The organism is Mesorhizobium sp. M0074, from assembly GCF_040322975.1.
In the GTDB taxonomy this organism is placed as follows: Bacteria; Pseudomonadota; Alphaproteobacteria; order Rhizobiales; family Rhizobiaceae; genus Mesorhizobium.
This window is the reverse complement of record NZ_JAMYUM010000012.1, coordinates 68,974-94,754: the sequence shown is the minus strand read 5'-3', so window position 1 is coordinate 94,754 and position 25,781 is coordinate 68,974. Positions and strand designations below refer to the sequence as shown.

Sequence of the window (25,781 nt, the reverse complement as noted above, 5' to 3'; positions counted from 1 at the left end):
TAGATGGACCCAAAAGGCGGACAGTGGCGGCAGCCGATCGCGTTGAAAGCGTGCCGCTGCATCCCTATAGAATAATAATATTGGATTTTGCGCCGGTGAGCCGGCGCTTGAGGGAATTCCAAGCGAAAGGACATTTATGCCCTGGAACGACAAGAGCGGCGGCGGCGGCCCGTGGGGCGGCGGCAACAATCAGGGGCCTTGGGGTCAGGCACCAAAAGGACCCAGCGGCCCGCAGGGCTCGCCTCCCGATCTCGAGGATATCATCCGGCGCGGGCAGGACAGGTTGCGGCGCGCGCTGCCGGGCGGCGGTGGCGCGAGCCCTGCCGTGTTCGGGCTGATTGCCGCGGCGCTGGTGGTGCTATGGGCGTTCAAGGCGGTCTACACCGTGCAGCCCGACGAAGTTGCGGTGGAACTCAGGTTCGGCAAGCCGAAGGCGGAGCTGTCGCAGCCTGGCCTGCATTTCCATTGGTGGCCCATCGAAACGGTCGAGACCGCCAACATCGCCGAGCAGCTTGTCAGTATCGGCGGCGGCAGTTCCAGCGGCAATGGCCTGATGCTTTCCGGCGACCAGAACATCGTCAATGTGCAGTTCTCTGTGGCCTATCAGGTCTCCGACCCTAAGGCCTATCTGTTCGACGTGTCCGACCCGGACGGCATGCTGCAGCAGGTCGCCGAAAGCGCGATGCGCGAAGCGGTCGGCCGGCGCCCGGCGCAAGACATTTTCCGCGACGACCGGCAAGGCATCGCGGCGTCGGTGCGTGAGATCATCCAGACGACGCTGGACGGTTACAAGGCCGGCCTCAACGTCAACGCCATTTCGATCGAGGACGCCGCGCCACCGCGCGAGGTGGCAGACGCGTTCGACGAGGTGCAGCGCGCCGAGCAGGACGAGGACAAGTTCGTCGAGCAGGCCAATCAGTATTCCAATCAGAAGCTCGGCCAGGCACGCGGTGCGGCCGCACAGATCCGCGAAGACGCGGCCGCCTACAAAAACCGGGTCGTGCAGGAGGCCGAAGGCGAGGCGCAGCGCTTCATCTCGGTTTATGACGAATATGCCAAGGCGCCGGAGGTGACGCGCAAGCGACTCTACCTGGAAACGATGGAGAGGGTGCTGAAGGATTCGAGCAAGGTCATCGTCGAGCAAGGCAACGGGCAAGGGGTCGTTCCCTACCTGCCGCTGCCGGCATTGCAGCAGAAGGCGCCGACACCGGCCACCGGAGGAAACCAGTGATGGCCAACCGTCTTCCCGTCATTGCGGTCATCGCCGCGGTCATCCTGTTCCTGCTCTACTCGTCGGTCTTCGTCGTCAATGCGCGCCAGCAGGCGCTGGTGCTCAGGTTCGGCGAAATCGTCGACGTCAAGAACCAGCCGGGCATCTATTTCAAGGCGCCATTCTCCTTCTTCGATGCCGACACCGTGCAGCTGATCGAAAACAGGGTCCTGCGCTTCGACCTCGACAACATCCGTGTCCAGGTTTCGGGCGGCAAATTCTATGAGGTCGATGCCTTTATCGCCTATCGTATCTCGGATCCGCGCGTGTTCCGCGCCGCGGTGTCCGGCCAGATCGAACTGGCCGAGGCCCGGCTGAGGACGCGTCTCGACGCCGCCTTGCGCCGCGTCTATGGCCTGCGAGACTTCGAGGCGGCGCTCTCGGAAGAGCGCGCGGTGATGATGCGCGAGGTGCGCGATCAGCTGAGGCCCGATGCCACCTCGCTTGGCCTGCAGATCGAGGATGTCCGCATCCGCCGCACCGATCTCACGGCCGAAGTCTCGCAGCAGACCTTCGATCGCATGAAGGCCGAACGTCTCGCCGAAGCCGAGCGGCTGAGGGCGCGAGGCAATGAGGCAGCGCAGCGGATCAGGGCTCGCGCCGACCGCGAAGTGGTCGAAATCGTCGCCGAAGCGCAAAAAGAGTCTGAAATCCTGCGCGGTGAAGGTGAAGCCCAGCGCAGTGCCACGTTTGCCGGGGCCTATCAGCGCGATCCGGCCTTCTTCGATTTCTATCGGTCGATGAATGCCTATGGCACGGCGCTGAACAGCGCCGGAACGACGATGGTGCTGTCGCCGAATTCCGAGTTCTTCCGCTTCTTCCGCGACCCGGACAGCAAGGAAACGCCTGTGGCACCGGCGGCACCAGCGCCAGCACCTGCCGCTCCCGCCCCACCGGCAGCGCAGCCAAGCACCGGCCAGTAGGGCCGGTGCAGGGATAGCCGGCGTAACAGAGGATTTATTCTCTGGCGGTAGCCATAGCCGCAAACGTGCCTTATTTCTTGCCAACATGACGCGGACCGGCATTTTTGCCGAAGCGGTTTTTTTCAGAACACCCGGAGGCCTTTCGATGACATCCACCACCCTTCTGCGTGCAGCGAGGCGGACGTTCATCGCCGGGGCCGCTGCGCTTCTGGTCGGCGCCGTTGCCGTTCCGTCGTTCGTGGCGCCGACGATGGCAGCCGACGGGCCGCCCTCGGTTGCCGATCTCGCCGCCGGCCTGCTTGGCGCCGTGGTCAACATCTCGACGTCGCAGACTGTTAAAGGCACTGAGGGGCCGGGCGCAGTGCCGATGCCGCAGCTGCCGGAAGGCTCGCCCTTCCAGGACTTCTTCGACGATTTCTTCAAGAACCGTGGCGGCGACAAGGGCGGCGGCGGGCAAAAGGTGCAGTCGCTGGGCTCCGGCTTCGTGGTCGACGCCGAGCAGGGCATCGTGGTGACCAACAACCACGTCATTGCCGATGCCGACGACATCGAGGTGAATTTCTCCGATGGGGTGACGCTCAAGGCGACGCTGGTCGGCACCGACACCAAGACCGACGTCGCGGTGCTGAAGGTCGATCCGAAAGGGCACAAGCTGACAGCGGTGAAGTTCGGCGATTCCAACACGATGCGTGTCGGCGACTGGGTGATGGCGATCGGCAATCCGTTCGGTCTCGGCGGCACGGTGACAGTCGGCATCGTCTCGGCACGCAATCGCGACATCAATTCCGGCCCGTATGACGACTTCATCCAGACCGATGCCGCGATCAACCGCGGCAATTCCGGCGGACCGCTGTTCAACAGCAGCGGCGAGGTCATCGGCATCAACACGGCAATCATCTCGCCATCGGGCGGCTCGATCGGCATCGGCTTCTCGATCCCGTCGCAGCTTGCCTCGGGCGTCGTCGACCAGCTTCGCCAGTTCGGCGAGACGCGGCGCGGCTGGCTCGGCGTGCGCATCCAGCCGGTGACCGACGACATTGCCGAAAGCCTGGGCATGGCGACCGCCAAGGGCGCGCTGGTCGCCGGCGTCATCAAGGGCGGGCCGGTCGACAACGGCACAATCCAGGCCGGCGACGTCATCATCAAATTCGACGGCAAGGACATCCATGAAATGCGCGACCTGCCGCGCGTCGTGGCGGAGAGCCCGGTCGGCAAGGCGGTCGACGTGATCATCGTGCGCAAAGGGGTCGAGCAGACCGTCAAGGTGACGCTCGGCCGGCTCGAGGACGGCGAAAAGCTTGCCAGCGGCGGTGAAAACGGCAACACCGACCAGGACGATGCCGACAAGGCGCCTGCGGTTTCGACGGCTGCCGTGCTCGGCATGACGATCGGCGAGCTCAATGAGGAGACGCGCACGAAATTCGGCATCGCCACCGATGTCTCCGGCGTCGTCGTGACGGACGTCGCCAAGGATTCGGCGGCAGCCGAACGCGGTATCCAGCCGGGCGAGGTGATCACCGAGATCGCGCAGGAATCGGTCGCAACGCCCAAGGACGTCATGGACCGGATCGGCGCGCTGAAGGAGCAGGGGCGCAAGAACGCGCTTTTGATGCTGGCGTCGAAGACCGGCGAGCTGCGGTTTGTGACAATCCGGATGGATTGAGTCCGGAAGAGCCTGCAACACTCTGATCTTGAAACGAAAAAGGGCGGCTAGCGGGCCGCCCTTTTTCTTGCCTGCCAGTCTGTGCGCGGCAGCCTGTAGAAAACATGTCGCCTGAGTGCGGTGTGGCTGTCCGGAACACCGGGATGGTCGAAGTCGGAGGCCGGGTCGGCGATCATGCCCAGGCGCTCCATGACGGCAGTGGACCGGCTGTTATCCTTGACTGCGAAGGACACGATTTCGTCGAGGCCAAGTCTTTCAAAGCCATGGGTGAGCCAGGCTTCGGCTGCTTCGGTGACATAGCCGCGGCCCCAGAATTCGGGTGCCAGCCGCCAGCCGATCTCGATCGTGCCGCGCGGCAGGAATGGCAAATGATCGGTTCGGGTTATGCCGACGAAGCCGATGCATTCACCTGTGGCTGCGATCTCAGCGGCCGCGAAGCCGAAGCCGTCGCGATCGATAGCCGCGCGCAACTCCTCCATCTTGGCGTCCGACTGGGCACGGTCACGCCGAAACGGAAAGAATTCCATGACGCGCTCGTCGGAATTGATGCGATGGAAGAGCTCGCGGTCACGATCTCCCCAGTTGCGCAGGATCAGGCGCTCGGTGCGGATCGGCGTCATTCGACAAATTCCTCCCGGCGATAACCCTGCAGATAAAGCAAGGCGGTGAGGTCGCCGTGGTCGATGCGGATCTTTGCCTCGGCTGCCACGGCCGGCTTGGCATGCAAGGCGACGCCGATGCCGGCAAGACGGATCATGTCGAGATCGTTGGCGCCGTCGCCGACGGCAATGGCATCGGCAGGCGTCAGGCCGAGGCGGGCGGAAATCTCGATAAGGGCTTCGGCCTTGGCGGCGCGGCCGAGGATCGGTTCGGCGACCAAGCCGGTGAAGCGGCGATCCTGCTCGATCAGGCGGTTGGCGCGATTTTCGTGAAAGCCGAGCAATGCTGCGATGCGGGTGGTGAAGATGTCGAAACCACCGGAGATCAGCGCCGTCCAGGCGCCATTGGCCGCCATTGTCTGGACGAGCGTGCGGCCGCCGGAGGCTAGCGTCAGGCGATTGTCGATGATGCGGTCGATGATTGCGGCATCGAGACCCTTGAGCAGCGCCACACGCTCGCGCAAGGCCGGCTCGAATGCGATCTCGCCGTTCATGGATAGCGCCGTGATGGCGGCGACCCGATCCTTGACGCCGATCTCGTCGGCAAGCTCGTCGATGCATTCCTGGTCGATCATCGTCGAATCCATGTCGGCGATCAGGATCTTCTTGCGCCTGTTCTCAGCCGGCTGGACGGCCACGTCGATCGGTTCGGAAGCAAGCGCGGCCTGCAGGCGCGCCGTTATTTCGGAAGCGTCGGCGGTCTCCGGCAAGTCGAGTTCGCAGGCGATGCCTTCGGCCAGCCAGCGAACAGCGCTTGCGCCGACCGACCGCGAGGCCATATTCGCTAGCGTCGGCGTCAATGCGCGGCCGGCGGGATGGGATAGAAGCGTGGCGATCAGCGGCATCGAAAATTCCAGCGGACAGGCGGGCGAAGGCCGCGTGAAGAACGCGATCCTGATAGCCGGGCCGACCGCCAGCGGCAAGTCGGCGCTCGCACTCGACCTCGCCGAGCGCAATGGCGGTGTCATCGTCAACACCGATTCTATGCAAGGCTATTCGGTGCTCGACGTGCTGACGGCGCGGCCTGGTCCTGCCGAACTCGCCCGCGTCCCCCACTTTCTTTATGGACACGTCGATCCGTCCACCGCCTATTCCACCGGCGCCTGGTTGCGTGATGTCACGAAGCTCATCGACGACGGCACGCTCTCGGAGCGGCCAGTGATTTTCGTCGGCGGTACCGGGCTTTATTTCCGGGCGCTCACGGAAGGTATCTCGGAGATGCCCGACATTCCGAAGTCGATCCGCGATCGCTGGCGCTACGAGCTCCAGGAACAGGGCGCAGTGAGATTGCACCGCATCCTGTTGCGCGAGGATTCTGCGGCCGGCATGATGCTTAAGCCGACGGATGGCCAGCGCATCGTGCGGGCGCTGGAGGTGCTCGACGCGTCGGGGCGTTCCATCCTGGACTGGCAGGCCGCGCGTGGCCGGCCGTTGATCGACAGGAGCAGCGCGCGCTTTTTCGTCATCGAGCCGGAGCGAGCGGCGCTGGTGGAGCGGATCGATGCTCGCTTCGACCGCATGCTGGACAAGGGGGCACTGGACGAGGTGAAACAGCTTTCAGCGCTCGGCCTCGATCCCGACCTGCCGGCGATGAAAGCAATCGGTGTTCGCGAGCTTCAGGCCGCGCTGGCCGGCGCCTTCAGTTTTCCCGAGGCCATCGAGCGCGCGAAAATCGCGACGCGGCAATATGCCAAACGGCAGGCGACCTGGTTCAGGCACCAATTGGGCCCGGAATGGCAGAGATTGCGTCCTGGTGAGGGGATCGACTCGATGCTCTCACTCCCTCATTCGAGCGCAACCTGAAAAGTCGACACCGAGGGGACATTTCGCGTTGAAGTTGTCCAGGTTAACTGTCCGTAAGTTCCCGCATGCCATAAGATCGTTACGAACTTTCCAACGGGGAGCAGATGCGTTTCCACAAGGCGGAATCAGCCTTTTTCGTCTTTATTTTTGTGATCCTGGCCGCCGGCCTGGTGACGCTTTACGCCTATGGGCTCCTGCAAACCCTGGCCGCCGACATTAGCAATACGCCTTCGGAACTCGATGAAATCGTCTATCTCAACAAGCTGCTGTTTGCGACGGGCGTGCTGCTGGCGACTGCGCTGTTCTTCGGCATTTTCTTCATCTACCCGCTGATCCGAAAGCAGGCGACGGAAGAAGGCAAGCTGCGCGCCATGACCGTTTCGCTCAGCGCGCGTTCGGAAACGCTGGAGCATGCGGCGCTCACCGACAGCCTCACCGGCATGCAGAACCGGCGTTATTTCGACGATGCGCTGAAGGAATATCTCGAAGAGTTCCGTCGCATCGAGAAACCAGTAGGGCTGATGATCCTCGACCTCGACCATTTCAAGCAGGTCAACGACAGCCACGGTCACGATGTCGGCGACGAGGTGTTGCGGGCGGTCGCCAACTGTCTCAAGGACATGACACGCTATCACGACGTGGTGGCGCGCCTGGGCGGCGAGGAGTTCGCGGTGGTCACGCCCAATATGGACGCCGAGCTGCTATCCAAATTCGCGGAGCGCATCCGCAAGGCGATCGCCAACATGTCGGTGCTGACGGGCAATGTCCGACTGAAAATCACCACCAGCGTCGGGCTTGCCGTCTGGGATCGCAAGGAAACCGCCGAGGAGTTCTATCGCCGCGCCGATCGCCAGCTCTATGAGGCGAAGAGGCAAGGGCGCAACCGCGTGTGTGCCTGAAATTCCGTCATTGAATTCCTGATGCCGGCCGTCTGGTATCGTTTTCTGCGTTTCCGGTGCACGCAGACCGACGTCACCCAGTCAAGCTGAGATGCTGCCTTTGCGGGGCTTGCCGGAAATAGAGGTGTTGCCGTGACTAAATCCGATCTCTCCGATCTTTACCGAGGCTATATTGCATGCCTGAACAAGCAGGATTGGCCAAATCTGGGGCGGTTTGTTCATGATGAAGTGACCCACAACGGTCGCAAGCTCGGATTGTCCGGCTATCTCGAAATGTTGGTGAGAGACTTCGACGAAATTCCGGACCTTTACTTCGACATTCAGCTATTGGTTGCCGATCCGCCTTATGTAGCGAGCCGGCTAAGCTTCGACTGCGCGCCAAGGGGAACGTTCCTTGGGCTCGATGTAAGCGGGAAGAGAATTTCGTTTGCCGAGAACGTATTTTATGAGTTTCAGAGAGGGAAAATTCGCCAGGTGTGGTCAGTTATAGACAAGACAGCCATCGAAACTCAGCTTTGACATCTGCGAGCGCTGCCTAAAAGTCGCTCGGCTCAATCATTCTGGGGGACGCAGGCCGAAGGTCGCCGGCTTGAGGCCGTAGCGCAAGTCGAAATCGTCGTTCCGCTGGGTGCGTGCGGCCGACGGCTTGCGATAGTCCGAATCGCCGGCCTGCCGGCCCTGATCGACGACTTCCGCGAAAGGCATTGCCTGCTGTGATTTCGGCACGTTGCGCAGCCGTTCGACGATCGCCACGAGGTCGACCTCGTCGCCGGTTTCGGACCGCAAGGCGTCCGCGCGCTTGGCGGTGCCGGGGATCAAATCCTCTGAGAGCTTTTCGAACTTCATCCGCATCGTCGTCGCCACGCCTTCCCCGAAGGCAATGGCCTCGCGCTGGCCCATGGAAGACAGGAACGCCAGCGTCGAAGCCGAGGAGTCGGCGATCGCTGAGCGGATGATCGCCTGGTCCTGCTCGTTGGCGAGCCGCATGGCAAAGAACGTCGAGCACTGCGACAGGATGGTCGGGTCGAGTTCGCCCGGGCGCTGGGTGACGACGCCGAGATAACAGCCATATTTGCGGCCTTCCTTGGCGATGCGCGACAGCGCGTGCCGCGTCGGCGCGAAACCGAGGCGCGGATCGGCCGGCATATAGCGATGCGCTTCCTCGCACAGGAAGAGCAGCCGCAGGCGGCCTTCGCTCCACAACGCCAGGTCGAAGGCCAGCCGCGCCAGCACCGAGCATACGGAATTGACCACCTCGGACGGCATGCCGGCCATTTCGAAGCAGGTCACAGGGCGGCCGTGATGCGGCACGCGGAAGATGTTGCCGATCGTCTCGTGGATGGTGTCCTCGATCAGGCGCGAGTTGAACATGAAACGGTAGCGCGGATCGGATGCCGCCGATTCGATACGTGTCTTCAGTGACCTGAGGGTCGGGCGATCGTTCTTGCTTTCCAGCAGCCCCATGCGCTCGTCGACCAGCTTGATGAGGTCGGCAATGCGATAGGGCACCGGCGCGTCTGCGGTCAGCGCATCGGTGCTGCGCCGTAGATAGTTGCCGGAGTTCGGATTGCGGTAGAGGTTCTTGGCCGCGGGGATGAGATCGCGCAAGGCGTCGACCTCTTCCGGGACCGTCTCGCGGCCGCGAAACAGCACCTCGGCAAATTCCTCGAGCTTGAACATCCAGAAGGGCAGGTCGAGCGTCGTCGAATCGACCCTGACGCAATATTCGGGCAACGACGCGGCGAACTCGTTGTGTGGATCGAGGATGAGCACGCGCAGGTCGGGCCGGGCGGCGATCGATTTGCGCAAGAGCAGCGACACGGCGGTCGATTTGCCAACCCCGGTGGTGCCGACAATGGCGAAATGGCGCGCCAGCGTATCGTCGATGGCGATATTGGCGTCGATGGCCTCGTCCTGCGACAGCGTGCCGATGGTGATCGAATGACGACCGGCGAGATCGTAGACGGCCTGCAGGTCGCGGCTGCGGATACGATGGGCAATGGCGCCGATATGCGGGTAGGTTGTGATGCCACGGTCGAAGATCGGCTTCGCGCCGGGTCCGGCACCGTCGCGCACCTCGCCGATCAATTCGATGCTGACCTCGATCGGATTCTGGCCCTCGCTGCTCCAGGCACGATCCGACTTGGCGATTTCATAGACCAGGCCGACGGTTCGTGATGTACCGAGATTGATCGAGATCATCTTGCCGACGCTCCACAGGCCGGTGACCGTGCCTTCGATATCGTCGGCATAGGCGCTGATGGTGGCGCGCGCGCCGTCGCATTGCACGACATTGCCCAGAATGCGCTTGTCGTTCTGCTCCGCCCTGCGGCGCTCCAGCAAAGTCGGTTCCCCAATGGAGGCTTCGCGTTCAACGAGCATGGACACGCCGATCCCTTTTCCCAAGCGATGAGCCTAGGCGAACGGGGTTAAGGTGGGATGAGGCCGGATGGTTTAGCGGACATTAAGGAGTTTGCGAAAAATGGATGAAACGGCCGTTGCTCCGTAGAAAAATTTCGATATATTGGATTAATGGATGATATAGCGAACGACATCTCCTCGACCATCGGCAGAAGAATACATGCCGAAAGAGTGGCTCGAGGCTGGTCCCTGGCAGAGCTGGCGGAGCGGTCCGATGTTTCGAAAGCCATGCTGAGCACGGTAGAACGCGGCATGACCAGCCCGACGGCGGCACTCCTTGTGCGCATTGCGGCCGCCTTCGGCATGACGCTGTCCACATTGATCGCAAGGGCGGAATTGCAGGGCGGTGGCCTGCTTCGCGAACGTGACCAGCCGCTCTGGCGCGATCCGGCTACGGGTTATGTGCGGCGGCATCTTTCGCCGGTCGCCGACATGCCCCTCGAACTGATCCGGATCCAGTTGCCGGCCGGCGCCAAGGTAAGTTTCCCGGCGGCGTCCTATGCCTTCATTAGGCAACAGATATGGCTGATCTCCGGGCGGCTGGAATTCACCGAGGGGGACATCGTTCACCGGCTCGAACCCGGCGACTGCCTGGCGCTCGGCGCGCCATCCGATTGCGTCTTTCACGCTCCGGGGCCGGACGCCGCCGACTATCTGGTTGCGTTGGCCAGGAGCTGAGGTGAAGGCGCGCCGTCCGAAACGCTCCGACAATGGCGGTCCGCCGCTCGACGACTATAACGGTCCGCCCTGGGGCAAGGGTGAGCCCTATGTGTTTCTTGCCTGGCGGACCGCCCATGCCCAGGCGTGGAAAGCGCCGAGCCGCGAGATCATGCTGATGCGGCTGGACAAGGCCGAGCGGCTGGGCCTGACCTATGAGGAATACACGCTCGAACTGCTGGAACGCGGGCGACATCTGCAAGAGGAAGACGCCGATCGCATCGCGGAAATCCGGCGGGCCAGGAAGCGGAAGCGGACCAGTCATTTCGATTGACGGACGGCGCAGGGGAACCACATGAGTTCGATCGAAATCAGGCCACTCACCAGTACTGACGGAACGCAAAAAATGCTGGCGGATCTGCTGATCGGGACAGTCGCTGCCGGCGGCTCGGTCAGCTTCATGCATCCGCTGGCGCCGGAGATGGCCGCGGCCTTCTGGAACAGGTCGCTTCATGCGGCCGCCAGAGGCGAAAGGGCGGTGCTTGGGGCCTGGAACGGCGAGGCTCTGGTCGGCACCGTCACCTTGCTGCTCGACTGCCCTCCCAACCAGCCGCACCGGGCCGAGATCGCCAAGCTGATGACCCGCCTCGATTATCGCGGCAAGGGCATCGCAACCCGCCTGATGGAGGCGGCGGAAGCCGTTGCCGTGGAGAAAGGCCGCACGCTGTTGGTCCTCGACACGGCAAAAGAGGAGGGGGCTTCCGGCCTCTATGAAAAGCTCGGCTTCACGCTGGCCGGCGAAATACCGGATTATGCGCTGAAGCCGCATGGCGGGCTGACAGGCACCCTCATCTACTGGAAACGCGTCGGCCGGACACGGTGATGGCGACAACGATGCACCTTTGCAACACCGTCAGACCATCGCGGGCATGGAAAGAATAGCTCTTGCGTCAAATTGGCGGCGAGCTTAGAGAAGCCGCCCATTCTGATCCGTCCTGAAAGGAGACCTGTCAATGACCCGGCGATCCAGATCGACACATTCCGTGCCGACGCTGGAATTGCGTGCGGCCGACAGGGTTCCAATCAGGAAGAACGGCCATGGCAAAGTCCATGATCCAGCGCAGGCAGGATGCCGAGCGCGAACGCATTGAAGCATATGCCGTAACGCTGCGGCGGGTTTTTCCCGTCCCGCGTCCCGCTCCGGATTTCGAGCGGGCGCTCGACGAGGCACGTCGGGGGTTTGCCGGCATGGCGATCCGCGACGGCGCGCTGTGGCGTCCAAAGCTGAAGACGCGCGACCCCGCGCGGCTGCGGCTGGCCGCGGCGCGTCATCTCTATGCGCGCTACCCGGTTACAGCCGCGCTCGAGGGGATCTGGCTGGACAGCTCGGGGTTGAATGCCCTCCAGATTGCGCTTCGCAAGGCTTGGTATATCGCAGTGGCGCGTGGTGACTCGTTCTACAAGGCGGGCGCCTGTGCGTGGCTGTCTCGCAAGGAGGTGCATTGCTTCTTGAACTTGCCCGGCGATTTCAGGTTCGACGAGGCGTTTTGGGTGGCGATCGCCCGGTCTTACACGGATGATTCCGGGTTGGCGGCCCGACTTGCCAAGTCGAAAATCGCGCGCACGCCACGTAACGATCTGGCCTTCTGGCGCGAGGTGACACGGTTCTTCTGCGGGCAACCCGCGTCGAAGGAGGAGATCGACGATCTATGCGACTATATCGGCGCCGTGCACCAGCGCGATGCCGCGTACAGCCTGAAGGGTCGCACGCTTGCCTCGCTGCGTCGGCAGATGCTGGAATGGCATCGAGACATTGCCGCGATCGAACGCATCGAGGCAATGCGCCGCCGCGCTGCCGGGCGGGCCACGCGTACTGCCGGGACGCAGTCGCAGGGTCGCGCCTGGGACGGCTCGTGCCTGGACGACTGGGACTGGCAGCCGTCGACCAAGGAGGCAAAGGCGCATGGCGAGCGTTTCTTCGTCCGTCAGTTGAAGACAGCTGAGGATCTGGTCGCCGAGAGCCGGGCGATGCATCATTGCGTCTCGATATACGCGGCCAAATGCATCGCCGGCAATGCCTCGATCTGGGTGCTGCGGCGCTCGGCGCTCGGCAAGATCGAGCGGTTGCTGACGATCGAACTCGACCCGCAAAACCGTGCGGTGCAGGTGCGCGGATTCGGCAATCGTCTCGCCTCGCTCGAGGAGCGCAAGATCATCGAGCGCTGGGCCAAGGCGAGGGGTGTGGTGCTCTGCGCCTGAAACGGAACACCCGCGCGGCGGAAAGGCGGCGCGGGTGCACAATGGGCGGATGTGCCGACGTCAGGCCAAGTGCACATTCGCCGTTGACAGCGGCGTCAAACCAATTCTATTGTCCGCCACCATGAAAAAGGCACTCATTCTCGTAGGAAAGCGCGTGGGCAAGGCGGTGTAACCGCCGGGCGGTGACCTCCCATGCGCAAGACACAGGCTCCCTCGGGGGCCTTTTTTATTGCCCGAAATACGACTAAACGACCAGCAATCGCCAGATGGCGAACAGTACGGGACCAGACCGATGAGCAGTGGACAGAATGAGCGGCGCGAGATGCCAAGAACTGAAATGCCAAGGGGCGAAATGACTGGCGCCGAAATGGTGGTGCAGGCGCTGAAGGACAACGGCGTCAAGCATGTTTTCGGCTATCCGGGCGGCGCGGTTCTGCCAATCTACGATGAAATCTTCCAGCAGGACGAGGTCGAGCACATCCTCGTCCGCCATGAGCAGGGCGCGGGCCATGCGGCGGAAGGCTATGCGCGCTCGACCGGCAAGGCCGGCGTCATGCTGGTGACCTCAGGGCCGGGCGCCACCAATGCGGTGACGCCATTGCAGGACGCGCTGATGGATTCGATCCCGCTGGTCTGCCTGACCGGCCAGGTGCCGACTTCGCTGATCGGCTCGGATGCGTTCCAGGAGTGCGACACGGTCGGCATCACGCGGCCCTGCACCAAGCACAACTGGCTGGTGAAGGACGTCAACGAGCTCGCGGCAACGATCCACGAGGCCTTCCATGTGGCAACCACAGGGCGCCCCGGTCCGGTCGTCGTCGACATTCCGAAGGACGTGCAGTTCGCCAAGGGTATCTATGTCCCGCCGCAGACGGCGCCGCGCACCAGCTACCAACCGAAGGTCCAGGGCGATCTGGAAAAGATCAAGGCGGCGGTCGAGCTGATGGCCGGCGCCAGGAAGCCGATCATCTATTCGGGCGGCGGCGTCATCAATTCCGGCCCGGAGGCGAGCCATCTGCTGCGCGAGCTGGTCGACCTCACCGGCTTTCCCATCACCTCGACGCTGATGGGCCTCGGCGCCTATCCGGCGTCGGGCAAGAACTGGATGGGCATGCTCGGTATGCACGGCACGTATGAAGCGAACATGGCGATGCACGATTGCGACGTCATGCTCTGCATCGGCGCGCGCTTCGACGACCGCATCACCGGGCGGCTCACCGCGTTCTCGCCGAATTCGAAGAAGATCCACATCGACATCGACCCGTCGTCGATCAACAAGAACGTCCACACCGACGTGCCGATCATCGGCGATGTCGGGCGTGTGCTGGAGGATCTGGTGCGGCTGTGGCGGGCAACCGCCAAGGCCGACAAGAAAGCGCTTCACCCGTGGTGGGAGCAGATTGCCAAATGGCGCGCGCGCGATTCGCTCGCCTACAAGATGAACCACGAGGTGATCATGCCGCAATATGCCGTCCAGCGGCTCTATGCGCTGACCAAGGACCTCGACACCTACATCACCACCGAGGTCGGCCAGCATCAGATGTGGGCGGCACAGCACTATCATTTCGAGAAGCCGAACCGCTGGATGACCTCCGGCGGACTGGGCACGATGGGCTACGGCCTGCCGGCCGCGCTCGGCGTGCAGATCGCGCACCCGGATGCGCTGGTCATCGATATCGCCGGCGACGCCTCGGTGCAGATGACGATGCAGGAAATGAGCGCGGCGGTGCAGCACGAGGCGCCGATCAAGATCTTCATCCTCAACAACCAATATATGGGCATGGTGCGGCAGTGGCAGCAGCTGCTGCACGGCAACCGGCTGTCGCACTCCTACACCGAGGCGATGCCGGATTTCGTCAAGCTCGCCGAAGCCTATGGCGGCCACGGCATTCGCTGCGACAAGCCGGACGAGCTCGATGACGCTATCAAGGAGATGATCGGGGTCAAGAAGCCCGTCCTGTTCGACTGCCGCGTGGCGACGCTCGCCAACTGCTTCCCGATGATTCCGTCGGGCAAGGCGCATAACGAGATGCTGTTGCCTGACGAGGCGACCGATGAAGCTGTAGCCAACGCGATCGACGCCAAGGGCAGGGAACTGGTGTAGCCTGGTTCGAGGAAGCTGTGCGGAAACAGCAGATTAGCGCAAAAGTTTGAAATCGAGATCCATGTCATGAACGCACAGTTGCAACCGACCGGCTCCGCCTATTTTATCGCCAAGGAGACGGAAAAACCAGAGAACCACACGCTTTCGGTCCTGGTCGACAACGAGCCGGGCGTGCTTGCGCGGGTCATCGGCCTGTTTTCCGGACGTGGCTACAACATCGAGAGCCTGACGGTCTCGGAAACCGAGCACGAAAAGCACCTGTCGCGCATCACCATCGTGACGCGCGGCACGCCGCACGTGCTGGAGCAGATCAAGCACCAGCTCGAGCGCATCGTGCCGGTGCACCGCGTCGTCGATCTCACCGTGCGGTCGCAGGAATTCGGACAGGAGCGGCCATTGGAGCGGGAACTCGCGCTGGTCAAGGTCGCCGGCACCGGCGAAGCCCGCGTCGAGGCGCTCCGGCTCGCCGATGCATTCCGCGCCAGCGTCATCGATGCCAACACCGAGCATTTCATCTTCGAGATCACCGGCAAGGGCTCCAAGCTCGATCAGTTCATCGCCATCATGAAACCGCTCGGGCTAGTTGAAATCTGCCGTACCGGAGTGGCGGCGATGAACCGCGGCCCGCAAGGGATGTGATCATAATGCTCGCGGCGGCAATTCTAGCAGGCGCCGGCGCAATCGTTCTTGCGGTCACGACGGCGGCGGCCAGCCAGGAGCCGGTATTCGACAAGTCAGTGCTGCCGAAATTGTTTGAAGAAATCGACCGCAGGGGCACACCGAGCTACTATTTCCAACAATGCCCGGCCGATATTTGGCGCAGGGCGTCGGGCGTCGATGACGCGCTCTTTTCCACGCCGGGAATAGATTACCAAGGTTGTGAGAAAGACGTCTTGGCCTGTGCCAAGCGGTGTTTCGACGGACGCAGGGGCGAAGCCTGTTTCGAGACGGCCAGGGTCATCCAGGAGCACTCGCCAGAAGACAAGCAATGGACCGAGGAGATGTTCGCCCAGGCCTGCGCTACTGGCAGTATCGGCGGCTGCACAAATCGCGGCGCGGGAATTCTCTTGGGTCGGCTTGGGCTAAACAAACTGCTTGCCGCCGGTAGTGCCAATGAATCTTGCCCTTATCGCACATTCAAGCTGAGCTGCAATGAGGGCGATGCCTGGGGTTGCACCATGTATGGCAGCGCCCTTCAGCATGGTGAAGGCGTCTCTGTGGACGAAGCCGAGGCGATGGCCGCCTACAAAAAGTCTTGCGAGATCGCTGTGGAATTTGACGCCTGACGATACGCCAAGGCGCTCATGAAAACGATGCAAAGCCGCTAGGGCTTTTCAGATTTGCGCAAGTGCGATCTTTGCGCTGCCTCGCCTCGACCAAGTTCTTTGCTTTCTCTCTTGATAGGGCGCGATACCGGGCAGACATCCTGAACAAATCCATTCAGCGTGTTCACAAGATTGTTCTGGACCAGAGAATAGTGGATGAACTGTCCGTGCCGCTCCTTGGCGATGAGCCCGGCCGTCTCCAGAATGCTCAAATGCTGCGAGATCGACGGCTTCGACATCTCGAAGCGCGCCGCGATCTCGCCCGCCGTTAGGGAAGAGTGCGCAAGATAGGCGAGGATCTTGCGCCGGGGCGCTGAAGATAGCGCTTCAAACACGCGCTGTATCGCGCCATTTGCGTGAGCAGCCGTTTCGGCATCCGCTGCGTGCTCTGCATCTTCGATCACTGTCTGCCACCTTGTGATGCCGAGGCGTTGGCTGCGCCTCGGTCCGCTTTTCTTATTTTCATTTAGACTATTGCCTAAATACCTAATTCGTAGTAGTAGACGATTAGCTTACTGCCTAAGTAACGGAAGACGCGCCAGAAGGCAAGGCTGTGGTCCGGAAATGTTCATGCAGGAGGAGGGGTACCGATGAAAACCATATCCACGGGCAGAATGATTTCCCAACAGGACAGTGACGCCGAAGACGGCAAAGTCGTGTGGGTGCCGGCAAAGTCGATCTGGGTCGGGGCGATGACGATCGCCGCCATTGTGTTGGGACCGATGACATTTAGCTGGAGTGCCTTCGCCTTATTCGTTGCGACAACGGCGGCGACAATCTGCGCCGGACACTCGGTGGGGATGCACCGTCTGCTCATCCACCGTTCGTTCAAGGTTCATATCTGGGTCGAGCATGCGCTGGTCTACCTTGGCGTGCTCGTCGGCATGGCCGGTCCTTTTGGGATGATCTATGCTCACGATATTCGTGACTGGGCTCAGCGCCAGACCGCATGTCACGATCTCCATGCCCATCGTCGGCCATTTTTCACCGATGCCTTCTGGCAGATGCATTGCGCGGTCGCTTTGCGCAATCCACCCACCTTCGTCATCGAACCCTCGATCAGGAATGACCTGTTCTACAAGTTCGTCGAACGCACCTGGATGCTGCAACAACTGCCCTGGGCGATCCTCTTTTTCGCGCTTGGCGGCTGGGATTGGGTGGTATGGGGAATCGCGGTGCGCGTTTCAGTGTCGCTTACCGGGCATTGGTTGGTTGGGCATTTTGCGCACCGAGATAGGGAGCAAGGATGGCGCGTCGACGACGTTGCCGTGCAAGGATACAATTTGCCGCGTTTCGGGCTGGTAACGTTCGGCGAGAGTTTCCACGGCAACCATCACGCGTTTCCCGAGTCTGCACGGCTTGGTCTGGAACACGGACAGATCGATCTCGGCTGGCTATTCATTCAGGTTCTGGCGATCCTGGGTCTGGCGCACAGCGTCAAGATTCCGGAGAATACGCCGAGACGCAAAGGGCTGCGACGCGTGCGCCGTCAGCGCGAAACTGCCCCGGATTCAGATCTATGGTCGGTGCAGCCTACCGCAGATAGATGTTCTCAGCGGATATTGGCCTAAGAAATGAAGGAACGCTTAGGGCGCGTGGACCAACGAATTGCATTTGCACTCAGCACTTCATCGATTTAAGTCAGTATTTCAGTATTATTGATCATTGCGATCCTCCATGACCTTCGATGCATTCCTTGCTCTGCTGGTTTATGCCTTCGTGACCTCGATCACGCCGGGTCCGAACAATTTCATGCTTTTGGCCTCGGGCGTGAATTTCGGCTTGGTCAAAACCGTGCCACACATGCTCGGCATCGGCTTCGGCTTCCTCGTGCTGTTGCTTGCCGTAGGCTTCGGGCTTGGCGCCGTGTTGACGGCCTTTCCGGTCCTGCATACCGGGTTGAAGATCGCCGGCGGCCTCTACTTGCTTTATCTCGCCTGGAAGATCGCCATGTCGCGCTCGCTCGGCGGCGAAGGCGAGGCGAAGGGCCAGCCGATGCGGTTCATCGAGGCTGCGGCTTTCCAGTGGGTCAATCCCAAAGCCTGGGTGATGGCGATTACAGCCATGGCCGTCTATACGAACCCGGAACGCCGGTTTGTGTCGGTGGTGCTGATCGCGGCCGCGTTCGCCGTCGTTATGCTGCCGAGCATTTCGACCTGGGCCGGTTTCGGCATGGCGCTGCGCGGTTTTCTGGCGGATGCGGTGCGGCTCAAATGGTTCAACATCGCCATGGGCGTGATGCTTGCGGCGACGCTGTGGCCGATGCTGCGTTAGCTGCCGTTCTATTGTGCACTGCACATTAAATCTTCGTAATGACGGGTTTTGGCCCTTTTTCGCCTTCGGCATCCTCTATTATCTGGCAAAATCGCGGCAAGAGGCTGCGAGTTGAGCTAGAGTGCGACCAGCGGAAATCGGCGTGTCGCGTTGAGAAGGCCTTTTGTCGATGCGCGGAAAGATCGTATTAGCGGTGATCGCTGCAGCCTGCGTTGCCGCGGCGTGGCTCTATCTTTCGCCCAGCGCAATGAGCGGTCTTCAGCAGATGCTGTCGGCGAATCAGACGGCGACGGCGGACAAGCCCGCTGCAGCAGCAAATGCCGCGCGTACGACTTCGGTGGTTGCCGCCACGGCTACGACGGCCGATTTCCCGGTCCGGCGCTATGCCATCGGCTTTGTGTCCTCTCCTGCCGTGGTCAGCATCAACGCGCGGATATCGAGTCAGATCGTCGCAATCGCGGTCAAGGACGGACAGATGGTGAAGGCCGGCGACCTTCTGTTCTCGCTGGACGATCGCTCGTTGAAGGCACAACTGGCACGCGATCAGGCGACGCTCGCGAAAGACCAGGCGCTGCTTGCCAGCGCCACGGCCGATCTTCAGCGCGCCAAAAATCTCGTCGCCAGGCAGGCCGGAACACAGCAGACCTACGATCAGGCCGTCGCGGCGCAGAAATCCGCCGCGGCCACCGTCGACGCCGACAAGGCAACGATCGATGCAGACCAAATCCAGCTTGGCTTCGCCACGATCAGGGCGCCGATCTCCGGCAGGCTTGGCGCAGTCAACGTCGCCGTCGGCGATCTCGTCACCACCAGCAACGGCAGCAGCACGTCGACTCCACTGGTGACGATCACGCAGGTCGACCCGCTGCAGGTGAACTTCAATCTCCCCGAAAGCGATCTTGCCTTGCTGCACAAGGCGCTGGCAGCGCCGCAGCAAGGTGCGGTGACGCTGACCAAGGACGGCGACCCGAAGCCGATCGGCAAGGGAACGCTGGATTTCGTCGATTCCAGCGTAGACACGGCGTCCGGCACGATCGCAACGCGGGCCAGTGTGCCCAACGCCGATCTTTCGCTATGGCCGGGCCAATACGTCAACGTCGTGCTCGATGCCGGCATCATGCCACAAATGACGTCCGTTCCGACGGTCGCCGTCCAGCCCAGCCAGAAGGGCCCGTTCGTCTATGTGATCAAGCCGGACAACACCGTTGAAATGCGGCCCGTGCAGGTCGCGCTGACAGAAGGCACCAACACCGCAATCAGCCAAGGATTGAAAAGCGGCGAGCGTGTCGTCGTCGAGGGTCAGACCAAACTGAAGAACGGCGCGGCGGTGCGCGAAGGCAAGGCTTCGACCGGCACCGGCGATCAGGCGGCTCCGAAGGTTGCCGAGGCTGACCGGACGGGCGGAACACAGCCATGATTTCCGAATTCTGCATCCGCAGGCCCGTCGCCACGTTGCTCATGTCGTTCGCCCTGGTTCTGGGCGGGCTATTTGCTTACAAATTCCTGCCGGTCGCGGCGCTGCCAAGCGCCGAATTTCCGGTTGTCAACGTCTCGGCCTCGCTGCCCGGGGCTTCGCCGGAAACCATGGCGACCTCGGTGGCAACGCCTCTGATCAAGCAGTTTGCCACTATCGCAGGCATCGATTCGATCTCGACGACCAACTCGCTCGGCTCGACCTCGATCGCCATTCAGTTCGTGCTCAACCGCGACATCGATGCAGCCGCCGCCGACGTGCAGGCAGCGATCGCACGCACGCAACGACAATTGCCGCCGGAGATGACCAGCCCGCCGAGCTACCGCAAGGTCAATCCAGCCGATGCGCCGATCCTGCTGATGTCGCTGGTCAGCGACACAATTCCGCTGACTGATCTCGACGCGTTTGCCGAGAATGTGATTTCGCCGTCGCTGTCGACGATCGACGGCGTTGCGCAGGTTTCGATCTATGGCCAGCAAAAATATGCCGTCCGCGTCCAGATCGATCCGACGGCGCTCGCCGCTCGCGGCATCTCGATCGACCAGCTGCAGACGGCCATTGCCTCGGCCAACAGCAACACGCCGCTCGGCGTGCTCAAGAACAACAAACAGCAGCTGACGATCACCGCGAACACGCAGCTGACCAATGCGGCAGGATTCTCCAACATCATCATCGCAACCAAGAACGGCCATCCGGTGCGGCTCGGCGAGGTGACCCGCGTCATCGATTCGGTCGAGACCACGACGACGGCAAGCTGGTATGACGGCACCCGCGCCATCATTATGGCGGTGCAGCGCCAGCCGGATGCCAATACCGTCGACGTCGTCGACCGCGTCAAGGCGATGCTACCTTCCTTCGACGATCAGATGCCGGCAGCGGCGAGCATCCAGTTGCTAAACGACCGCTCGACATCGGTCCGCGAGGCGGTCGATGACGTGCAGTTCACGCTCTTGCTCACCATCGCGCTGGTGGTGATGGTGATCTTCCTGTTCCTGCGCCGGGTAACGGCGACGGTCATCCCGGCCGTGGCGGTGCCGATTTCGCTCATCGCCACGCTGGGCGTGATGTACCTGTTCGGCTTTTCCATCGACAACGTCTCATTGATGGGGCTGACGCTGGCGGTCGGTCTTGTCGTCGACGATGCAATCGTCATGCTCGAAAACATTTTCCGCCATATGGAGGAGGACGGGCTCTCTGCCCTCGAGGCGTCGCTCAAGGGCGCGCGCGAGATCGGCTTCACCATCATCTCGATCTCGATCTCGCTGGTCGCCGTGTTCATTCCGGTGCTTTTGATGGGCGGCGTGATCGGGCGCATCTTCAACGAATTCGCGGTGGTGGTGACGGTCGCCATCCTGGCGTCGATGTTCGTCTCGCTGACGCTGACGCCGATGCTGTGCTCGCGGCTGTTGTCATTATCGAAAGCCGAGCAGAAAGCAGCGCACGGTGAAGGCCATAGACAAAACGTCTTCATGCAGGGCTATGACAGGCTGCTGACATTCTGCCTGCGCCACAATTTCCTTGTCTTCCTTGTCTTCCTGGTGACCGCCGGGCTGTCGGTGTGGCTGATCCAGATTTCGCCGAAGGGCTTCTTCCCGCAGGAGGATATCGGCCAGGTCTCGGTGACGACCATCGCGCGCCAGGACATTTCGTTTGACGCGATGGTGAAGCTGCAGGGGCAAGTGGCGGATGTCTTCACCCATTCGCCCTACGTCGCGCATGTCGGCTGGTCGGCGGGCAGTGGAAACAATGCGCTCAACCAGGGCCAGCTGTTTGTGCAGCTGAAAGACAAGGACCAGCGACCGAACATCGACAAGGTGCTTACGGACCTGCGGCGCCAGCTGGCCAATGTGCCCGGCATCGAAACCTACATGCAGCCGGTGCAGAACCTGCGGCTCGGCGCGCGTTCTTCGGCGAGTGCCTACCAGCTTGCCGTTCAGGGCCTCGATACCGGCCTGACGAACGTCTGGGCGCAGAGGCTGACGGACGCGATGGCTGCCGATCATGCCGCCTTCACCGACGTCACCAATGACCTGCAGAACAACGCGCTACAGGCGACGCTGGTGATCGACCGCGACAAGGCGGCGAACCTCGGCGTCGATACCGACACGCTGCGCTCCAGCCTCTATGGCGGTTTCGGCACCCAGCAGGTGTCGACCATCTTCGGTTCGGCCGACAGCTACGACGTGATCATGGAGCTCGATCCGAAGATCGAGTGGTCGCCCGAGCGGATGCTGGCCATCAAGGTGAGAACGGCGAGCGGCAGCCTGGTGCCGCTCGGTGCGTTCGCCCGCGTCGATCGGACCGCCGGTGCTTTGACCGTCAACCAGCTCGGCCAGCTTCCGGCAGTGACCATCTCCTACAATCTGCCGCAAGGCGTGGCCCTCGGCGACAGCGTGAGCCACATCAACGCGCTGAAGGACAAGATCGGCATGCCGCCGACGATCTCGACCGCCTTCTCGGGCACGGCCAAGACGTTCCAGGATTCGCTTTCCAACCAGGGGCTGCTGATCGGCGGCGCGATTCTGACCATCTATATCGTTCTCGGCATGCTCTATGAGAGCTTCATCCACCCGCTCACCATCCTGACCGGGCTTCCATCGGCGGTGCTCGGCGCGCTGGTGGCACTGCGGCTGGCGGGGATGGATCTTTCGGTGATCGCGGTGATCGGCATCCTGATGCTGATCGGCATCGTCAAGAAGAACGGCATCATGATGATCGACGTGGCGCTGGAACTCAGGCGCGAGGGGATGTCGCCTGTCGAATCCATCCACAAGGCCTGCCTGATGCGCTTCCGGCCGATCATGATGACCACGCTTGCCGCGCTGATGGGCACCATCCCGATCGCGCTCGGCACCGGCGCCAGCGCGGAATTGCGCCAGCCTCTCGGCGTGGCGGTGGTCGGCGGTCTTGTCGCCTCGCAGGCACTGACGCTGTTCGTCACGCCCGTCATTTACGTCTACATGGAGCATTTTTCCGGCTGGCTGGTCAGGCTGTGGGCACGGCGCCGGGGCGAGCCGAGCCCGGTCGAAGCGGTCGACCAGCCGTCACTGTTCGACGAGGAGGAAGAACCGGTGCCGCAGAAGGCGGCAGCCGAATAGCGCTGGCCCAAGCCGTGGTGCTTGCGGCCGGGGGTCCGCGATCGTAATTTGACGCCATGCCGCACAATCACGACCACGACAACGAGCTTGATCCTTTTGCGGCGCGGGTGCGCGCGCTGGAGACGATTCTCACCCGCAAAGGCCTGATCGATCCGGCGGCGATCGATGTTATCGTCGACACCTATGAGACCAAGATCGGGCCGCGCAACGGCGCAAAGGTGGTGGCGAAGGCCTGGGTTGATCCCGGGTTTGCCGCATGGCTGAAGCGTGATGCGACGGCGGCCATCGAATCGCTCGGCTACACCGGCCGGCAAGGCGAGCACATGCAGGCGGTGTTCAATACGGCCGACACGCACAACCTCGTCGTCTGCACGCTGTGCTCCTGCTATCCGTGGTCGGTTCTCGGCCTGCCGCCGGTCTGGTACAAGGCGCCGCCCTACCGTTCGCGCGCAGTGATCGATCCGCGCGGCGTGCTCGAGGAATTCGGTCTGACCTTGCCGGCGAGGACGACAATCCGGGTGTGGGATTCGACCGCCGAGCTGCGCTATCTGGTGGTGCCGATGCGTCCCCGGGGTACGGAGGGCTGGGATGAGGCACGGCTCGCCGATCTGGTGACGCGCGATGCCATGATCGGCACGGCGTTGGCGCGGGAGCCGGCATGAACGGGCCGCAGGATCTCGGCGGCCAGATGGGTTTCGGGCCGGTCGCGCCCGAACCGGACGAACCCTATTTCCATGCCGATTGGGAAAGGCGGGCGCTGGGCGTGACGCTGTGCGCCGGCGCCATGGGGGCCTGGACCATCGACGAGAGCCGGCACGCGCGGGAATCGCTGCATCCAGCGGATTATTATGCCTCCAGCTACTACCAGATATGGATCAAGGCGCTGGAGGTGCTGCTCAAACGCCATGGTTTCGTCAGCGACCGCGACCTGGCTACGGGCGACGCAGTCGACCCGGCAGCGACACCCAAACGGGTGCTGAAGGCTAAGGACGTTCCGGCGGTGCTGGCCAAGGGCGGGCCCTGCGACCGGCCTGTCGCCGCGCCTGCGCGGTTCAAGGCGGGCGACCCCGTGCGAACCAGGAACTTTCATCCGACCGGCCACACCAGACTGCCGCGCTATGCACGCGGCAAGCGAGGCGTCGTCGAGGCTGTGCGCGACGGCTTTGTCTTTCCCGACACCAATGCACACGGCCAGGGCGAAAACCCGCAATGGGTCTATACGGTGGCCTTCACCGGCGGCGAAATCTGGGGCGAGGGCGCCGATCCGACACTTGTCGTGTCGATCGATGCCTGGGAGAGCTACCTTGAGCCGGCGTGAGACGGGCTCAGTCGCCGCCATGCTGCCCGCCGGTGTCGAGGCGCCTGTGTTTGCCGAGCCGTGGCAAGCAGAGGCCTTTGCCATGACGGTAGCACTGCACGACAACGGGCTGTTTTCGTGGAGCGAATGGGCGGATGCTTTGTCGGCAGAGTTGAAGCGGCCGGGCGCCGCGCGCGACGGTCACGATTACTACGAGCACTGGCTGGCAGCGCTGGAAAAGCTGCTTTTGGCCAAGGGCGTTGCCGGAAAGCGCGACGTCGATGCGCTCGCCGCTGCCTGGGAACGCGCCGCGCACGCAACGCCGCATGGCAAGCCGATCCAGCTGGAGAACGATCCACAGCGGGCCGGGTAAGCTGCGGTCGCCTGGCCTTGTTCTCTTTACGTTCCTGTTCGTCACTGATAGCCTGACCCTGTCGCAGCGGCGTGATTGCCGGCGATGAAAATTGATGGTGACGGCAGTCACCTTGTCTTTCCCTCGCGAATCCGGTCTGTCGCGCTGATGGAATTCTCTCCTCAACAGGACGAGGCGCTGAAGGCGGTGGCCGGCTGGCTGAAAACCGGCAAGCCGCAGCTGTTCCGGCTGTTCGGCTATGCCGGCACCGGCAAGACGACGCTGGCGCGCTATTTCGCCGAGCATGTCGACGGCCAGGTGCAGTTCGCCGCCTTTACGGGTAAGGCGGCGCAGGTGCTGCGTTCCAAGGGCGCGGTCAATGCCCGCACCATCCATTCGCTGATTTACCGGCCGAAGGGCGAAGAATCGGTAGCGGACGAGGTGACCGGCAAGACATCGATGTCGCCGACATTTTCGCTCAACCGGCAGAGCCCGATCTCGCGCGCCAAGCTCGTCGTCATCGACGAATGCTCAATGGTCGACGAGCAACTCGGCCGTGACCTGATGAGCTTCGGCACGCCGATCCTGGTGCTCGGCGATCCCGGCCAGTTGCCGCCAATCTCCGGCGGCGGCTTCTTCACGGACCATGAGCCGGACATTCTGCTCACCGAAATCCATCGCCAGGCGCGAGACAACCCGATCATCCGGCTTGCGCTTGACGTGCGCGAGGGCCGCGAGTTCATGCGCGGCGACTATGGCGCGGCGCAAGTGATCGGCAAGGAAGACGTCACCCAGGAATTGGTGCTGAAGGCGGACCAGGTGCTGGTCGGCACCAACCGCACGCGCCGCCGTTACAACCAGCGGCTGCGCGAGCTGAAGGGGTTCAACGCCGATTATCCGCAAGCCGGCGACAAGCTGGTGTGCCTGCGCAACGATCCGGCCAAGGGACTGCTCAACGGGTCGCTGTGGAAGGTGATGACCTCGTCGCGCGAGACCGTCAAGCCTGGCATCAATCTGCTGGTTTCGCCGGAGGAAGACGACCCGGATCGCGGCGTCGCCAAGATCAAGCTGCTCAAGGCGGCATTCGAAGATCCGGACGCCGACATCCCCTGGCAGCAGAAGAAACGTTTCGACGATTTCGACTATGGCTATGCGCTGACAGTGCACAAGGCGCAGGGCTCGCAGTGGAACGAGATCGTGCTTTTCGACGAAAGCTGGGCGTTCAAGGAAACCCGGCAGCGTTGGCTCTACACCGCTATCACGCGCGCGGCCGAACGGCTGACGATCGTCCGATAGGGCGGTC

Annotated in this window: 25 protein-coding genes; 21 read left to right on the top strand and 4 right to left on the bottom strand. The window is 62.4% G+C overall.

Annotated features, from left to right (window positions below; genetic code table 11):
• The first annotated feature begins 136 nt into the window (after positions 1-136).
• The 3 genes from hflK to NKJ73_RS17810 all read left to right on the top strand — a co-directional run bounded on the left by hflK (position 137) and on the right by NKJ73_RS17810 (position 3,856).
• Positions 137-1,231 carry an FtsH protease activity modulator HflK gene (gene hflK / locus NKJ73_RS17820; RefSeq protein WP_352570439.1) on the top strand — a complete coding sequence of 365 codons (1,095 nt, stop codon included), beginning with the start codon at positions 137-139 and terminating at the stop codon, positions 1,229-1,231.
• Positions 1,231-2,193, top strand: coding sequence for a protease modulator HflC (gene hflC, locus NKJ73_RS17815; RefSeq protein ID WP_023676692.1), 963 nt, complete (start codon positions 1,231-1,233; stop codon positions 2,191-2,193). The genes hflK and hflC overlap by 1 nt, the downstream gene beginning before the upstream one ends.
• Positions 2,194-2,338: 145 nt before the next feature.
• On the top strand, positions 2,339-3,856 hold the full coding sequence (locus NKJ73_RS17810; RefSeq protein WP_023676691.1) for a DegQ family serine endoprotease: 1,518 nt from the start codon (positions 2,339-2,341) through the stop codon (positions 3,854-3,856).
• 47 nt (positions 3,857-3,903) lie between these two features.
• On the opposite strand, the gene NKJ73_RS17805 is transcribed toward NKJ73_RS17810, so the two are convergent.
• Positions 3,904-4,476 (bottom strand): GNAT family N-acetyltransferase, encoded by a 573-nt coding sequence (locus NKJ73_RS17805; RefSeq protein WP_352570438.1) that lies wholly within the window; start codon positions 4,474-4,476, stop codon positions 3,904-3,906.
• Positions 4,473-5,360: a phosphoserine phosphatase SerB gene (gene serB / locus NKJ73_RS17800; RefSeq protein WP_352450067.1), complete on the bottom strand. Its 888-nt coding sequence runs from the start codon at positions 5,358-5,360 to the stop codon at positions 4,473-4,475. The genes NKJ73_RS17805 and serB overlap by 4 nt, the downstream gene beginning before the upstream one ends.
• Between serB and miaA the strand changes: the two genes are divergently transcribed.
• The 3 genes from miaA (at position 5,350) to NKJ73_RS17785 (ending at position 7,736) form a co-directional block, all read left to right on the top strand.
• Entirely contained in the window at positions 5,350-6,318 is a 969-nt protein-coding gene (miaA, locus tag NKJ73_RS17795; RefSeq protein WP_352456562.1) for a tRNA (adenosine(37)-N6)-dimethylallyltransferase MiaA, read from the top strand. The two genes, serB and miaA, sit on opposite strands and share 11 nt — an antisense overlap.
• 104 nt (positions 6,319-6,422) lie before the next feature.
• Entirely contained in the window at positions 6,423-7,217 is a 795-nt protein-coding gene (locus NKJ73_RS17790) for a GGDEF domain-containing protein (RefSeq protein ID WP_023676688.1), read from the top strand.
• A 132-nt stretch (positions 7,218-7,349) separates the two neighbouring features.
• Positions 7,350-7,736, top strand: a complete 387-nt coding sequence (locus tag NKJ73_RS17785; protein WP_352570437.1) for an ester cyclase — start codon at positions 7,350-7,352, stop codon at positions 7,734-7,736.
• A gap of 36 nt (positions 7,737-7,772) precedes the next feature.
• Here the strand turns inward: NKJ73_RS17785 and NKJ73_RS17780 are convergent, their stop codons facing one another.
• The gene (locus NKJ73_RS17780) at positions 7,773-9,599 is read right to left on the bottom strand and encodes an ATP-binding protein (RefSeq protein ID WP_352570436.1); all 1,827 of its coding nucleotides are present in this window, start codon (positions 9,597-9,599) and stop codon (positions 7,773-7,775) included.
• A gap of 150 nt (positions 9,600-9,749) precedes the next feature.
• On the opposite strand from NKJ73_RS17780, the gene NKJ73_RS17775 reads away from it, so the two are divergent.
• The 7 genes from NKJ73_RS17775 (at position 9,750) to NKJ73_RS17745 (ending at position 15,944) form a co-directional block, all read left to right on the top strand.
• Positions 9,750-10,316, top strand: a complete 567-nt coding sequence (locus tag NKJ73_RS17775) for a helix-turn-helix domain-containing protein (protein WP_352570435.1) — start codon at positions 9,750-9,752, stop codon at positions 10,314-10,316.
• A gap of 1 nt (position 10,317) precedes the next feature.
• A complete protein-coding gene (locus tag NKJ73_RS17770; protein ID WP_352570433.1) occupies positions 10,318-10,629 on the top strand; it encodes a hypothetical protein in 312 nt (103 codons plus the stop codon).
• Positions 10,630-10,650: 21 nt separating this feature from the next.
• On the top strand, positions 10,651-11,178 hold the full coding sequence (locus NKJ73_RS17765) for a GNAT family N-acetyltransferase (protein ID WP_352570432.1): 528 nt from the start codon (positions 10,651-10,653) through the stop codon (positions 11,176-11,178).
• Positions 11,179-11,393: 215 nt separating this feature from the next.
• Complete coding sequence (locus NKJ73_RS17760; RefSeq protein ID WP_352570431.1) at positions 11,394-12,554, top strand: PcfJ domain-containing protein; 1,161 nt, start codon at positions 11,394-11,396, stop codon at positions 12,552-12,554.
• Between the two features lie 352 nt (positions 12,555-12,906).
• Complete coding sequence (locus NKJ73_RS17755; protein WP_352570430.1) at positions 12,907-14,658, top strand: acetolactate synthase 3 large subunit; 1,752 nt, start codon at positions 12,907-12,909, stop codon at positions 14,656-14,658.
• A gap of 66 nt (positions 14,659-14,724) precedes the next feature.
• Positions 14,725-15,297 (top strand): acetolactate synthase small subunit, encoded by a 573-nt coding sequence (ilvN, locus tag NKJ73_RS17750; protein ID WP_023676680.1) that lies wholly within the window; start codon positions 14,725-14,727, stop codon positions 15,295-15,297.
• Between the two features lie 5 nt (positions 15,298-15,302).
• Entirely contained in the window at positions 15,303-15,944 is a 642-nt protein-coding gene (locus NKJ73_RS17745) for an SEL1-like repeat protein (RefSeq protein WP_352570429.1), read from the top strand.
• A gap of 38 nt (positions 15,945-15,982) precedes the next feature.
• On the opposite strand, the gene NKJ73_RS17740 is transcribed toward NKJ73_RS17745, so the two are convergent.
• Positions 15,983-16,387 carry a metalloregulator ArsR/SmtB family transcription factor gene (locus NKJ73_RS17740; RefSeq protein ID WP_352570428.1) on the bottom strand — a complete coding sequence of 135 codons (405 nt, stop codon included), beginning with the start codon at positions 16,385-16,387 and terminating at the stop codon, positions 15,983-15,985.
• A gap of 186 nt (positions 16,388-16,573) precedes the next feature.
• On the opposite strand from NKJ73_RS17740, the gene NKJ73_RS17735 reads away from it, so the two are divergent.
• The 8 genes from NKJ73_RS17735 (at position 16,574) to NKJ73_RS17700 (ending at position 25,774) form a co-directional block, all read left to right on the top strand.
• Entirely contained in the window at positions 16,574-17,554 is a 981-nt protein-coding gene (locus NKJ73_RS17735; RefSeq protein ID WP_352570427.1) for an acyl-CoA desaturase, read from the top strand.
• Between the two features lie 106 nt (positions 17,555-17,660).
• Positions 17,661-18,257 (top strand): LysE family translocator, encoded by a 597-nt coding sequence (locus NKJ73_RS17730; protein WP_352570425.1) that lies wholly within the window; start codon positions 17,661-17,663, stop codon positions 18,255-18,257.
• 169 nt (positions 18,258-18,426) lie between these two features.
• On the top strand, positions 18,427-19,674 hold the full coding sequence (locus NKJ73_RS17725; RefSeq protein WP_352570424.1) for an efflux RND transporter periplasmic adaptor subunit: 1,248 nt from the start codon (positions 18,427-18,429) through the stop codon (positions 19,672-19,674).
• On the top strand, positions 19,671-22,829 hold the full coding sequence (locus tag NKJ73_RS17720; protein ID WP_352570422.1) for an efflux RND transporter permease subunit: 3,159 nt from the start codon (positions 19,671-19,673) through the stop codon (positions 22,827-22,829). The genes NKJ73_RS17725 and NKJ73_RS17720 overlap by 4 nt, the downstream gene beginning before the upstream one ends.
• A 56-nt stretch (positions 22,830-22,885) precedes the next feature.
• Positions 22,886-23,491 carry a nitrile hydratase subunit alpha gene (nthA, locus tag NKJ73_RS17715; RefSeq protein WP_352570421.1) on the top strand — a complete coding sequence of 202 codons (606 nt, stop codon included), beginning with the start codon at positions 22,886-22,888 and terminating at the stop codon, positions 23,489-23,491.
• Positions 23,488-24,147 carry a nitrile hydratase subunit beta gene (gene nthB / locus NKJ73_RS17710; protein WP_352456502.1) on the top strand — a complete coding sequence of 220 codons (660 nt, stop codon included), beginning with the start codon at positions 23,488-23,490 and terminating at the stop codon, positions 24,145-24,147. The genes nthA and nthB overlap by 4 nt, the downstream gene beginning before the upstream one ends.
• 19 nt (positions 24,148-24,166) lie before the next feature.
• Complete coding sequence (locus NKJ73_RS17705; protein ID WP_352456560.1) at positions 24,167-24,499, top strand: nitrile hydratase accessory protein; 333 nt, start codon at positions 24,167-24,169, stop codon at positions 24,497-24,499.
• A gap of 147 nt (positions 24,500-24,646) precedes the next feature.
• The gene (locus tag NKJ73_RS17700; protein WP_352456559.1) at positions 24,647-25,774 is read left to right on the top strand and encodes an ATP-dependent DNA helicase; all 1,128 of its coding nucleotides are present in this window, start codon (positions 24,647-24,649) and stop codon (positions 25,772-25,774) included.
• Positions 25,775-25,781: the final 7 nt, after the last annotated feature.